Source organism: Leuconostoc kimchii IMSNU 11154, from assembly GCF_000092505.1.
Lineage (GTDB): Bacteria > Bacillota > Bacilli > Lactobacillales > Lactobacillaceae > Leuconostoc > Leuconostoc kimchii.
This window is the reverse complement of the sequence record NC_014136.1, coordinates 1,066,499-1,079,507: the sequence shown is the minus strand read 5'-3', so window position 1 is coordinate 1,079,507 and position 13,009 is coordinate 1,066,499. Positions and strand designations below refer to the sequence as shown.

The 13,009-nt window shown below is 38.1% G+C and carries 12 protein-coding genes; 1 reads left to right on the top strand and 11 read right to left on the bottom strand.

Annotated elements, in window-relative coordinates:
• Positions 1–42: 42 nt before the first annotated feature.
• Both tgt and LKI_RS05845 read right to left on the bottom strand, forming a co-directional pair.
• Positions 43–1,260, bottom strand: a complete 1,218-nt coding sequence (tgt, locus tag LKI_RS05850) for a tRNA guanosine(34) transglycosylase Tgt (protein WP_013103248.1) — start codon at positions 1,258–1,260, stop codon at positions 43–45.
• 96 nt (positions 1,261–1,356) lie between these two features.
• Positions 1,357–1,698, bottom strand: a complete 342-nt coding sequence (locus LKI_RS05845) for a MerR family transcriptional regulator (RefSeq protein ID WP_013103247.1) — start codon at positions 1,696–1,698, stop codon at positions 1,357–1,359.
• Between the two features lie 68 nt (positions 1,699–1,766).
• Here LKI_RS05845 and LKI_RS05840 point away from each other — a divergent pair, with 68 nt between their 5' ends.
• Positions 1,767–2,048: a hypothetical protein gene (locus LKI_RS05840; RefSeq protein WP_013103246.1), complete on the top strand. Its 282-nt coding sequence runs from the start codon at positions 1,767–1,769 to the stop codon at positions 2,046–2,048.
• Between the two features lie 71 nt (positions 2,049–2,119).
• Here the strand turns inward: LKI_RS05840 and LKI_RS05835 are convergent, their stop codons facing one another.
• The 9 genes from LKI_RS05835 to LKI_RS05795 form a co-directional block, all read right to left on the bottom strand.
• A complete protein-coding gene (locus tag LKI_RS05835; RefSeq protein ID WP_013103245.1) occupies positions 2,120–2,731 on the bottom strand; it encodes a JAB domain-containing protein in 612 nt (203 codons plus the stop codon).
• A 28-nt stretch (positions 2,732–2,759) separates the two neighbouring features.
• Positions 2,760–4,160, bottom strand: a complete 1,401-nt coding sequence (locus LKI_RS05830; RefSeq protein WP_013103244.1) for an MFS transporter — start codon at positions 4,158–4,160, stop codon at positions 2,760–2,762.
• Positions 4,157–5,338: a bifunctional folylpolyglutamate synthase/dihydrofolate synthase gene (locus LKI_RS05825; RefSeq protein WP_013103243.1), complete on the bottom strand. Its 1,182-nt coding sequence runs from the start codon at positions 5,336–5,338 to the stop codon at positions 4,157–4,159. Before LKI_RS05825 ends, LKI_RS05830 begins: the two co-directional genes overlap by 4 nt.
• Positions 5,339–5,479: 141 nt before the next feature.
• A complete protein-coding gene (gene cshA, locus LKI_RS05820) occupies positions 5,480–7,078 on the bottom strand; it encodes a degradosome RNA helicase CshA (protein WP_013103242.1) in 1,599 nt (532 codons plus the stop codon).
• Positions 7,079–7,121: 43 nt separating this feature from the next.
• On the bottom strand, positions 7,122–8,288 hold the full coding sequence (locus tag LKI_RS05815) for a serine hydrolase domain-containing protein (protein WP_013103241.1): 1,167 nt from the start codon (positions 8,286–8,288) through the stop codon (positions 7,122–7,124).
• 22 nt (positions 8,289–8,310) lie between these two features.
• Positions 8,311–9,642 (bottom strand): UDP-N-acetylmuramoyl-tripeptide--D-alanyl-D-alanine ligase, encoded by a 1,332-nt coding sequence (locus tag LKI_RS05810; protein WP_013103240.1) that lies wholly within the window; start codon positions 9,640–9,642, stop codon positions 8,311–8,313.
• A gap of 106 nt (positions 9,643–9,748) precedes the next feature.
• Positions 9,749–11,125 carry a 23S rRNA (uracil(1939)-C(5))-methyltransferase RlmD gene (gene rlmD / locus LKI_RS05805; protein ID WP_013103239.1) on the bottom strand — a complete coding sequence of 459 codons (1,377 nt, stop codon included), beginning with the start codon at positions 11,123–11,125 and terminating at the stop codon, positions 9,749–9,751.
• Between the two features lie 169 nt (positions 11,126–11,294).
• Positions 11,295–11,561, bottom strand: a complete 267-nt coding sequence (locus tag LKI_RS05800) for a type B 50S ribosomal protein L31 (RefSeq protein WP_013103238.1) — start codon at positions 11,559–11,561, stop codon at positions 11,295–11,297.
• A 106-nt stretch (positions 11,562–11,667) separates the two neighbouring features.
• A complete protein-coding gene (locus tag LKI_RS05795) occupies positions 11,668–12,954 on the bottom strand; it encodes a UDP-N-acetylglucosamine 1-carboxyvinyltransferase (protein ID WP_013103237.1) in 1,287 nt (428 codons plus the stop codon).
• Positions 12,955–13,009: the final 55 nt, after the last annotated feature.

The window sequence follows — 13,009 nt, the reverse complement described above, 5'->3', positions numbered from 1 at the left end:
CAAACATTCTACTTTAATTATATCAAACTATTGTTTATTAATTTAAAATAAACGCGCATTTGGTTTGTTATAACCATACTCTTCCATGACTGTCTCACGAAATTCGAGTAATTCATCATTTTCAATCGCAGTTCGCATATCTTCCATAAATTGTAATAGAAAACGCAGGTTGTGTTGTGAAGCTAATTGTGCGCCCAATATTTCATTAGCATTAAATAGATGATGTAAATAAGAACGTGTTAAATTCCCAAAGGGATTATATGATGGATTGTCAAATTGTGCTTGATTGCCAAACTGTGTTGTTCTGATTTGGTTTGGTGAATAATAACTCAAATCTGGATCTAAAGGTGTAAAATCATTTTTATACTTTGAGTTTTTAATAACCACCCGGCCACGTCGCGTCATTAAAGTGCCTTTCCGAGCGATACGTGTTGGCAAAACAGAGTCAAACATGTCCACACCGCGGATGACACCATCAATTAACGAATCTGGCGCAGCCACACCCATCAAATATCTCGGTTTGTCTTCAGGTAACAACGGCATTGTAAAATCTAGCACGCGATTCATTTCAAGCTTCGACTCACCAACAGACAACCCACCAACTGCATAACCTGGCAAATCCATGCCAACTAAACCATTGGCCGATTCTGTACGTAGCGCTTTAAATCCAGCACCTTGAACAATACCAAACAGACCTTGCGAATCTGGGTTTTTATGTGCAACCTGCGCTCGCTCAGCCCATCGTAAAGAGCGTTGCATTGAATTTTTGATATAATCATATGTTTCAAAATATGGAATCGCTTCGTCAAGTTGCATCATGACATCAGAGCCCAAATTATTTTGAATACGCATGGCAACTTCAGGTGATAAAAACATTTTATCACCATTAACGTGATTCTGGAAAGTCACGCCTTCTTCTTGCAACTTACGCGCATCAGATAATGAGAACACTTGGAAGCCGCCAGAATCTGTTAAAATTGCTTGGTCCCATCCCATATACTTATGTAAACCACCAGCTTGAGCAATCAATTCATCTCCTGGACGCACCCATAAATGATATGTATTACTTAAAATAAATTGCGACCCAATTTCCTTTAATTCTCGTGTGCCCACACCCTTTACAGCACCTTGGGTACCAACAGGCATAAACATCGGTGTTTCAAAGGTGCCATGTGGTGTATGAATACGACCACGACGTGCACCTGTATGTTTTTCAGTATGGAGATGTTCATACCATACTGCTGGTTTTTTATCTGTCATTTTTTCCTCGTTTATTGTACAATTTCAGTCCATTCTATTCTACCAGTTTTCTCATAACAAAAAAAGTATGACAAACATATCCCGATAATAATTTAATTACATCGTTTTTTCCAATTGTTCTTTCATTGCAATTAAACGTTTCTTTCTGTCATTTAAAACAGCCAATTCAGTGGCAACGTTATCTAATGCTTCAGATATAATGATCGTATTTTGTTGCCGCTGTTCAGAGGTGCCACAACCTTCATCATGCATTTTTTTTATCGCTTTAATAGCTGATATTGATAATCCCATCTGTTTAAGCGCAATAATTTCTTGATAATCATCGACCGACTGATCTGTGAAATTGTACTTGCCTGCTTTTTTAGATGGTGTTAATAACCCCTGTTCAATATAAAATCGTACAGTATCTCTTGTTGACCTTGTTTTGATCAAGAACATCGTTTCTCCTTGTGCAGGGGTCCACCCCTTGTGTTTAAATAAATATAACACAAAAAGGTGGTAATTCAATGACAATTTCAATCTTAATTTTTCTCTACGCAACATTAACAAGCCTAGCACTATTTTCGGCTCGCAAGCAATTACCTGCTTGGCTCACATTTCTCAATATATTAGCCATCACAATGCTATACTTGTCACTTGTGTATCCTTTATGGCTCGCCATCAGCTTAATCCTAGCAATTTTAACTGCAATAAACAATGGCCTCATATTAAATGGTAAAGTGTCAACCTACCATTTAATTATCCGTATTGTCTTCTCGCTATTAATTTTCTTTCTCGCTATGGCATAGTGTGTCTATTTCATATTCATACTTTGCGTAAAAAAGCCTTTACTGGCATAAACCAGTAAAAGCTTTTTTACTTATACCAGACCTTTTAATTGATTATTTTCTGACATACTCCAATAACTATCGCGTGTGACAATAAAAGAATCAAACATTGGTGAAGCCATTTGCTCACCCAAAACTTTCAAACGTTGGCTAAATTGGATATCTGCATCTGAAGGTTTAAGGTTCCCACTTGGATGATTGTGTACAATCATAAATCCTAAAGCATTTGCCTGTAAAACACGTTGGAAGATTTCACGTGGTGATGCTTGAACGTGTGTCAGTGTGCCCACGAACACTGTTTCCCAACCAATAACATTGAGTTGCGCATCAAGCAGCGCAATACATAACTGTTCTTGGGGCAAATGCCCTAACTTACGTTGTGCATAATCACCAATTTCTTCAGAAAACTTAGCGCTTAATAACTTTGGACGTGTTGTAACAGCAATACGTTTCCCGATGGCAACGCCAATTAACAACGCTTTATTATGTGTCGGATTCTGTGCTATAAAATCTTCACCAACATCATGTGTTATTTCGTTTAAATCATAGTCATTTGGAAAGTAACGCCGCAAATCATGCACAGCCTTCTCGCCATTTTTACCAAAAACAGCATAATATTTTTTGATTTGATCATTTAAAGTCATTTCTCACCTCTGTCAAGATGATACGTGATTACCGCTTTTTTTTCACAATCAGTAAAGCACGAATTGATAAAAATGTCGCCAATCCAATTAAAATCACATCTGTTCTAAATAACCAAATGGCACCAAGACGCGTTGCTGAGACTAGATGTCCTATTGTACTCGTGTTATTTTGAAAAGTTGCAATAATACCTGCTGCAAGCGCAATGCCCACTGCAGCTGAATAATTATTTGTAGCTGCAAAAATTGAATTACCAGCGCTCTGATAATGAACTGGCACACGACTAACAGCATGTGTCATGTTATTACCAAACCAAAAACCAGCACCTAGCTGTATAACCATAAAACTAATGGTCATGCCATATAAACTGATAGGCACAGTAGACATCAGTATAGTTCCAGTAATCATAAGCATTAAACCAATAGTGAGTGGCAATTTGGCGCCATAACGATCGTACATTCGACCCGAAATAATAGCCATTAATGCATAGCCTATTGCACCAGGTAATAATGCTAATCCAGCAACTTGAGAATTTTTGAGTAACACAATTTGTAATATCATTGGTACAGCGTAATTAAATGTCAAATTCACAACCTGAATGATAAAAGATGCCACAATACTTAACGAAAATACGCTAAATTTAAAAATATCTAGATTTAAGAGCGGATTCTCAGCGACTCGAGCATAAGCTAGATAGCCAGCAATACCCCCAAACATGATCATAAGCAATACAATACTCATTGTATTTGCAATGCCATGTGTACTAATGCGTTCAATGACAAAGATACCTGCTACGAAAAAAGCACTCAAAAGTAGCCAACCAATGACATCTAGCCTTTCTTTAGTCAAATTTGACACCTGACGAATCGTAAACCAGCCAAGAATCAATGACCCAATTTGTACCGGTAGCACCACCCAAAAAACGGTATGCCAACCAAAATTTTGAGTTAGGTAACCACCAAACGCTGGACCAAGAGCTGGTGCAAACGATATGATCAATGATCCCAACCCTACCATTGAGCCTCGCTTGCTTTCAGGCACTTGTTCAAAAATAACATTATACATCAACGGTAACCCGACACCACCACCAATACCTTGTAATAGACGTCCAAACAATGTAAACCCAAAATCACCACTTAACGCGTCAATTAAAACACCAATAATGGAAATGATTGTCGCTACCATAAATTGACTTCTATTTGTAAATCGCTTTTTCAACCACGGCGATAGAATAACAACCATACTTGTGAGCAAGATAACGCCTGACGTTAACCACTGTACTGTGCTAGATGTCACATTAAATTCAACCATAAGTTGTGGAAAACTGACATTTAAAGCTGTTTCTAACATAATGTCTGAAAATCCCAGCAACCCAATAGCTAAAACACTTAAAATTAAACGTGGGGATAATCTTTTATCTAATTGTTTCATATTTCTCCTCGCACCTGACTAACAAAATATAATGACCCTGTGAAAACTACAATATCAGCTTGGTGTTGCTGGTAAGCCTCACGCCAACTAGATGCTGTCGAAATGCCATATTTTTTGGCAACTGAATCTATATTCAAACTATGGCGCCCGTTTGGGCCAACAAATGGTACTAATATTATTTGAAATCTGTGATTTTTTAGAATTTCGTCAAACTCTAATACCACATTTTTGTCCATCAAACTGCCAATAATCAAAGTAACCGTTTTTTCTTGGTAGGTTTCTGTGTTAAGAGATTCATATAATTTTTTTAAGCCTTGTGCATTATGTGCGCCATCAATTAGTACACCAGGCTTAACACGTTCAAAACGGGCTGCTAGTTGACTATCGTCTAGACCTTTACTGATTTGTTCAGGCGTAATTCTGTTATCAAACGCATTAACCGCTGCCACAGCCGTTGCAGTGTTTTGAATTTGGTAATGACCCGGTAAGCCTTGCTCAAATACACCAATTTCCCCTCTAATCAAAGGGCTTTTTGAACGACTAGCAACGACTAATTGCGCCTCTTCAGGTAGATCACCAATAACCACTGAACTATCATCTTGAATAATTCCTGCTTTTTGCCAAGCAATTTCCGAGATTGTATGACCTAACAAAGCTTGGTGATCCAAACCAACACTTGTAATGACTGCCACTTTTGTCTGTTTCATCACATTAGTTGAATCTAATTGACCCCCGATGCCCACCTCAATCACAATGGCATCTAATTCTTTTTTTGAAAAGTAGGTCAACATAATAGCCGTTAATACCTCAAACTCAGTAGGTATATCTGGCGCTAGCTTCTGATCTAATATGTTTAAACAATCAGCCACTTCTTTTGTGGTAGTCACTAGGTCAGTTTTAGAAATCAGTTGATTATTAATTTGTATCCGTTCACGAAAATTAGTAATATACGGTGACATATATAAACCAGTTTGATATCCTGCCACACGCAAAATGTTGCTTACCATGGTAGAAACTGATCCTTTACCATTTGTGCCTGTTACATGAATAGCTGGTGGTAATCTGTTTTGAGGATTATCTAAAGCACCAAGTAAATCATACATACGATCCATTGATTCTTTTTTGCCGCCCTTTGGTCGACTGTGTATAAATTGGATTGCCTCTTCAACTGTTTTCATTAACTTGCTCCATAATTTATTAGTTATAACTGTAACGAAAAACCATCCAAATTTTGTTTTGGACGGTTTCATCGTATATATTTAACTATCGTATGCTTAGTGACTATTCAATTGAATAGCCACTAAACAACAAAAATATCATTAATCTTTCTCACGTACGGTAAATTCACGACGTTGACGAGGTGCACCACCATTTGAATGACGTTCAGTAGAACGGCCATCACGACGTTTGTAATCACCAAAACGACGTTCGCTACTTGCAGAACCACCATCACGACCTGAACGACGTTGCCCACCGCCGTTACGCGATGATTCCCCATTACCGCGACGATCACGATTACCACGGTAACCACCACCGTTTCCACCACGACGACGATCGCCACCACCATTACGTGATCCGCCGCTACCACCACGACGACGTGGTAATGGACGTTCACGTGTAATTTCAACAGGTGTGTTTTGCTTCTCTAAATCAGCAACAGAAGACAATAATGCAGCTGCTAACTGTTCAGATGAATACTTTGACGTCAACTTATCAACTTCTGATTGAATGTCTTTAACATCTACAGCATTAACAATTTGGTCAACTTCGCCCGCAGCATTCTTTATTTTACCAACACGTGCTTCTTGCAAAGAAGCTGGTTCAAGTGCTGTCATACGCTTTTTTGTTAAGTCTTCAACGGCACGTAAGTAATCCATTTCATTTGGCGCAACAAGTGTGACAGACACACCCTTTGCTCCAGCACGTCCAGTACGTCCAATACGGTGGACATATGATTCAGGGTCTTGTGGAATATCAAAATTATAAACGTGGGAAACGTCTTTAACATCTAAGCCACGTGCTGCTACATCAGTCGCAACCAATATGTTGATTTCATGTGACTTAAATTGTGCCAAAACACGCGAACGCATCTGTTGTGTCAAATCACCGTGCAATCCAGCTGCATGATAACCACGTGCTTCTAATCCACGTGATAATTCCTCAACGCGACGCTTTGTTCGGCCAAAGACAATCGCTAACTTTGGTGCTTGCACATCAAAAATACGTGTCATGGTATCAAACTTTTCATTTTCGCGCATACGAACAAAGTATTGATCAACTAAATCAGTTGTTAATTCTTTTGCTTCAATTTGAATATGCTCAGGATTTGTCATGAACTTAACACCGATGCGCTTAATTGCTGGTGGCATCGTTGCTGAAAATAGTAGTGTTTGACGATCAGCAGGGGTATTCTTAATAATTGATTCAATATCTTCCAAGAAGCCCATGTTTAACATTTCATCAGCTTCGTCCAATACTAATGTTTTTACATTGTCAATTTTAACGGTCTTACGGTTGATATGGTCAAGTAAACGACCTGGTGTACCAACAAGAATTTGAGGATGTGACTTCAAATTTTGGATTTGACGACGAATATCAGATCCACCAAAGACAACCTGTACATCGACATGCTTATCACGACCCAATTTCTTTAATTCATCAGCGGTTTGAATAGCCAATTCACGAGTTGGTGATACAATTAATGCTTGTATATTTTTATTGTTTAAATCAATATGTTCTAATATTGGCAAACCGAAAGCTGCTGTTTTACCAGTTCCTGTTTGCGCTTGTCCAATAACATCTCTACCAGACAAAGTTAACGGAATTGTCTTTTCTTGGATTGGTGTTGCTTCCACATAACCATGTGTTGTAATAGCATCTAAAATATCCTGCGACAAACCTAATTCACTAAACTTCAAAATTTTTCTCCTCTGCGCTCTTTTGCGCGTAAGCAATTAATAGTTATTTCACAACCTTAATCGCTGTCATTTGTTCAAAAAGTGCTTTAGCCAATGGCTGCCAACCCGCACTTTTTTCGTGTTCGTTACTCAATAAAACCACTGCATCTTGGCCATTATTTGTTGCTATTATAGTGGACTCAAATCCCATAATAATACCATGACCTGTATTGTAATCGCCATAATGATACAAGCCACTCGCATATTTCATACCATCGGCGGGGCGCCACATAGCATTGAGTTGCTGCTCATTAACCAATTTATGGTCTGCTAACAAACGATAATAACGATACAACATCCCTGTTGTCATCGCCATGTTACCCGTACCCGTTTCGGTAGCATAGGCGACAGGATTATCATTGTTGAACTGACTATAGTCAGTAGTCTTGTAACCAATTGTTCGATGCGGATTGGTTATAAATGTTTTATAGTCAGACACATTCAGATGGTGATGCTTGTTAAAAAAATCATTAAACAATTCTGAATATGTTTTATGCGTAATTTGCATCAAAATACCAGCTAACAAGCGATAGTTAACTGCCTGATAAGACCACTTGTGTGACGCTAATAATAACGTATGATTAGCGTCAAATTGAACATTATCTGCTTCTGAGGTAAATGTTTTAGCATTCACTTTTTGCGTTAACCCACTTGTCATCGTCAGCATCTGTTGAATAGTGATATTGCTAGCATTGGGCACATTAGGATAATACTGACTCAATGGTGTTTCGAGACTTATTTTCCCTGCACGAATTTGCTGCATGACTAACGTGGCAGTGAAGCCCTTTTGAATAGATGCAATTTGATAACGCGATTGTGCATTATTCAAACGATTCTGCGCTTTGTCAGCATAACCAAAACCTTGTTGCAAAATCACACGATTGTTATGAACCACTAAAGCAGTACCAATGTACCCGGACGTTTTCAATTGCGTATTCAAACTAACAGCTAACTCATCATTTTTTAAAAAAATGTCTTTATCAAGGTCACTCTTTTCATCATCACGCGCCACAATTGATTGCTTACTTTTTTTCACAATTTTTGATCGATTAATCGGCCAATGTTTGACGATAAACATAGTGCCAGTGCCTAGCGTAGTAAGTAAAATCACCAATAAAACAAGGCCTGTCCAAGTATGATATGCCATACGACGATGTTGTGTTCGTTTCATCTTTGCATCCCCAATACAAAAATTATTCTATCAATGCGTTAACAACGTTTTCAAGATGGATCCCGTGACTTGCTTTTAACAAGATCACATCGCCCGCCTCACCTAACGTTTGTAAATCCAAGGTCAATTTGGCTAATTGGTCGGTTGTATATTGATGCACATCCGATGATTCGAACTGTGTCTTTAACATTGGTGCCATATTCTGATTGAATAATTTTCCAACTAGATAAACACCATCAACATTTGCATCTAATACTTTTTGCCCCAAACCAGCATGTAATTCATTTGCCTGTTCGCCTAATTCTAACATATCACCCAAAACAACATACTTGTGTTGCGCTGGTATTGCTTTTAAAGTCGCCAAAACTGCTGCCACTGCTGTTGGATTTGAGTTATAGACATCACTAATCAAAATCACGCCGCGAGCAGTAACGAGCCGTTCTGTGCGATTTTTTGTCAAATCAAATGTTTGTAGCGCCTGTACGGCTTTTTTTAAATCAATATGTAATAAGATACCCGCTGAAATCGCTGCGAGCGCATTCATAATATTATACCCACCAATTAGCGGAATTGCAAACCGAGTATTTTTGTAAATAAAATTTGTATGGTCAGATGCTGTTTCCACAGCATCAATATTTTGTCCAAACCACACTACCCTTTGCATAATAACAGCTTGTGTCAAAAGTGGCTCATCAAAAGGAATAAACAACACACCATCTGCCTTTAGCCCATTTGTAATTTCTAATTTTGCCTTGGCAATGTTAGCACGTGTTTTAAAAAATTCAATGTGAGCCTCACCTATCATGGTAATAATTGCAATATCTGGTTGAACTAACTGAGATAACATCGTGAGCTGTCCAGAACGATCCATTCCTAGTTCAACAACCAAGACCTCTGTATCCTCTGGCATTGATAACAAAGTCATTGGTACGCCAATTTCGTTATTGAAGTTATTTGGTGTTTTAAATGTTTTAAACACTGTTGATACAATTGCCGCTGTCATATCCTTCGTTGTTGTTTTACCATTAGATCCTGTAATGGCAATTACTTTTGGGTTAATTTGTTGTCTATAATAGCTAGCAAGTTGCTGTAACGCTGTTAGGGTGTCCTTGACTATAATTGCAGGTAGCTTCTCACTAATAGCATGATTATCATCAACTAAAACGGCTGCTGCGCCTCTATCTAGGGCATCTTGTAGATATCGATGACCATCACTATCAGCGACTAGTGCAACAAACAGATCACCAATCTTAACATCTCGCGAATTAAACGCCACACCCGTTACCTTAATTTGGTCATTACCTTGTGTCACGGCACTTAAAACGGCACCTATTTTTTTTATTGAATAATTCATTTATACTCCAAAATAACAGCACTGCTGTTTCAAAAATTAACCCGTAACTGTCCAGCATACATACTCAAACAATCATCATTAGTCCCTTAGTTATAATTACATTGTATCAAGAACTTTTCTTAAATACTGTAATACTTTCAATATGTGACGTTTGTGGAAACTGATCTACCGGTAAAATTGTGCCACTAAGGTGGTACCCTTTTTCTAGAATTTCAACTGTATCGCGCGCTAAAGTAACTGGATTGCAACTAATATAGACCAAACGATCTGGTCCCATGTCAACTGTGGCTTGGATGAGCTGACTAGTTAATCCACGTCGTGGCGGATCAACAAAAACAACATCTGGTTTAAGCCCAGCATCTTGCCAACGTTTAAATTGCTCAGGCGCGTCGGCTAAAATATATGTCGCGTTTTTAATTTTATTAGCCTTAATATTAAGTTGCGCATCTGCGACGGCACCAGGCACAACTTCTACACCCAGCACCTGTTTAACTTGATTAGCAACTGTAATACCAATTGTTCCAATACCTGAATAAGCATCAATAACAACATCAGTTGTTTTAAGATTGGCCTTTTGAGCCGCCAGATCATACAATTTTTCTGTCATTTGTGGATTGACTTGATAAAAGGAATTTGGACCAATAACAAAATCATAACCCAATAGCGTATCATGAATAGCGGCCGATCCCCAGAGTGTTCTATTATTTGGGCTTAATAAAACATATTCTTTTTTAGGACTGTAATTGAAAATCAAGCTCGTTAAATCGGGTAACTGTTGACAAATATCAGTGATAATATTCTCTTCAAATTTAATCGTTTCATGATTGGATACTAGTACAACCATTAGTTCATGTGAGTAAAAACCCCGACGAATCATAATATAACGCATAGCACCTTGTTCAATATCTGGGTCAAAAGCGCTAATGTTATATTTTTCTAATATATCACGTACCGTAATAATGGCCTTGTCAATGTCAGCATCATTTACAAAATAATCTGTCATAGGTACTAGTTCATGGCTACCCCGACGATAAAAGCCACTTGTTAAATGCCCATCTTGCCATTTAACAGGAACAATTGTTTTATTACGATAATACGATGGCGCTTTCATACCAATCGTTGAATCAACACTACTTACTATGCCGCGTTGATCAAACAGACGTTGAATTTGCATTTGTTTTAATTCAAGTTGCGCCTGATATTTTAAATTTACAAGTGGTGCTGTTCCAGCGTCAATCAAATATTGCCGTTGACTATTTTGTCGTTTATCGGACGTTTTTAACCATTCAAGCACTCGAGCATAACCGGACAATTTATCAACTTGAGTCACTTCCAATAATATCTCTTCACCTGGAATAGCATCTGCTATGTATAACGGATATGATGGTGTAATATTCACTATTCCCATACCATCTATTCGTACATCATTAACTTCTGCCACTATTTTTTCGTGTAGCTTAACTGGCATAATTGTTCGAGCCATAATTTTTTAATACATATGCAATGATAAACACGGTCAATTCATTTGTATCAATGGTAATGTTACGGTACCATTAATAACAAACTATTTATCACTTGCTATATTCTCTTTCATTATAATTTAACAATAAAAGCGTCCACCAAAGTGAACGCTTTTATAAAAACGAAGTATATTATTGTTCTTCGTTGTTTTTGAAGCCAAATCCAGCAAATTTCTTGTTGAACTTGTCGACCGCACCATCTGCTTGTGTAAACTTTTGCTTACCTGTGTAAAATGGATGTGAATCTGATGTAATATCCATACGAATAACAGGATATTCTACACCTTCAAAATCAGTTGTGTCGTTTGATGTTACAGTTGAAGCTGACAAAAACTTCTTACCTGTTGAGGCATCAAGAAAGACAACCTTTTGGTATTTTGGATGGATTTCTGCTTGCATAATAAATTCTCCTTAGCGCCCTGATACTTCTGTAACAGAGTCAGTATATAACTAGTATAGTTTAGCATAACGTATATTAAATTGCAACAACTTTAAAGAACACAAATCATGGCATTAAGTTAATAAGATCAATACCTTCAATTGTAATATCCGCGCCTAGGGTTGTTAACTTATCTTGAATACGATCATACCCTCGTAAAATATGATCAGCATCATTAATAATTGTCTCTCCTTCAGCCATAATAGCTGCAATAATTAAGGCAGCACCTGCCCTAATTTCAGCAGCCTCAACGTCTGTGCCAACTAATCTAGGTGAATGATTGACACGAATATGACCCGGCCTATCAGAATCAATGTCACCACCCATTCTTCGTAATTCCTCCACATGTTTAACACGTTTTGGATAAATTGTATCGTTAATACTACTTTCACCAGAAGCCATTAATAACAAAGGCGTAATTGGCTGCTGTAAGTCTGTCGCAAATCCAGGATATGGCATTGTCTTAATATTGACCGGTTTCAAATCATCTGATTTATACACATGAATCGTATCTTCACCAATATCTAAGTTAACGCCCATTTCAATTAATTTCGATGTGTACGATTCCAAATGCTCTGGTATGACATTTTTAATTGTCACGCCATCACCAAACGCTGCGGCCATGCTCATGTAAGTACCAGCTTCAATACGATCTGGAATAACAGTATGCGTATTACGTGCCTTAAGACTTGGGACACCAGCAATTCGAATCGTATCGGTTCCGGCACCTCTCACATTGGCACCCATATTATTTAAAAATGTTGCAATATCAATAATTTCTGGTTCACGTGCCGCATTTTCGATCACTGTTTGACCTTTTGCGCGCACAGCTGCCAAAATAATATTAATTGTCGCTCCCACGGAAACAGTATCTAACGCAATTCGTGCCCCTATGAGACCATGTTCAGTTGCATCAATATGAATAATGTCGTCGCTTTCAGTAACTATTGCACCAAGAGCCTCAAAGCCCTTGATGTGCTGATCAATTGGTCGTCTACCTAAATTATCACCACCGGGGAAGGTTACCGTCGCACGATTAAAGCGTCCTAGGAGCGCTCCCATAAAATAATATGAGGCGCGCAATGACTTAATCGCACCACTGGGTAAATCACTCTCTATAATATGTGTTGGATCGATGTCTAAATTACCATTTGCAAAAGTTGACTTCACGTTCATTGCATTCAAAATCAATTGCAAATTTTTGACATCCAAAATTTGTGGCACCGTATCAAATTTGACCGGTGTATCAGCCAAAATAGCAGCTGGTATTAATGCCACTGTCGAATTTTTTGCGCCACCGATTGTGACCTCACCATGGAGGCGTTTGCCACCGCGTACAATTATTTTAGCCATGAATTTTCCTTGTAAAAGTTATAGTCCAAATTCAATTATACAGTGAAAATGATTG

Bases quoted from the DNA above. Each gene is read 5' to 3' on its own strand.
- tgt (WP_013103248.1), bottom strand. From the start codon at position 1,260: ATGACAGATAAAAAACCAGCAGTATGGTATGAACATCTCCATACTGAA.
- LKI_RS05845 (WP_013103247.1), bottom strand. From the start codon at position 1,698: ATGTTCTTGATCAAAACAAGGTCAACAAGAGATACTGTACGATTTTAT.
- LKI_RS05840 (WP_013103246.1), top strand. From the start codon at position 1,767: ATGACAATTTCAATCTTAATTTTTCTCTACGCAACATTAACAAGCCTA.
- LKI_RS05835 (WP_013103245.1), bottom strand. From the start codon at position 2,731: ATGACTTTAAATGATCAAATCAAAAAATATTATGCTGTTTTTGGTAAA.
- LKI_RS05830 (WP_013103244.1), bottom strand. From the start codon at position 4,160: ATGAAACAATTAGATAAAAGATTATCCCCACGTTTAATTTTAAGTGTT.
- LKI_RS05825 (WP_013103243.1), bottom strand. From the start codon at position 5,338: ATGAAAACAGTTGAAGAGGCAATCCAATTTATACACAGTCGACCAAAG.
- LKI_RS05815 (WP_013103241.1), bottom strand. From the start codon at position 8,288: ATGAAACGAACACAACATCGTCGTATGGCATATCATACTTGGACAGGC.
- LKI_RS05810 (WP_013103240.1), bottom strand. From the start codon at position 9,642: ATGAATTATTCAATAAAAAAAATAGGTGCCGTTTTAAGTGCCGTGACA.
- rlmD (WP_013103239.1), bottom strand. From the start codon at position 11,125: ATGGCTCGAACAATTATGCCAGTTAAGCTACACGAAAAAATAGTGGCA.
- LKI_RS05800 (WP_013103238.1), bottom strand. From the start codon at position 11,561: ATGCAAGCAGAAATCCATCCAAAATACCAAAAGGTTGTCTTTCTTGAT.
- LKI_RS05795 (WP_013103237.1), bottom strand. From the start codon at position 12,954: ATGGCTAAAATAATTGTACGCGGTGGCAAACGCCTCCATGGTGAGGTC.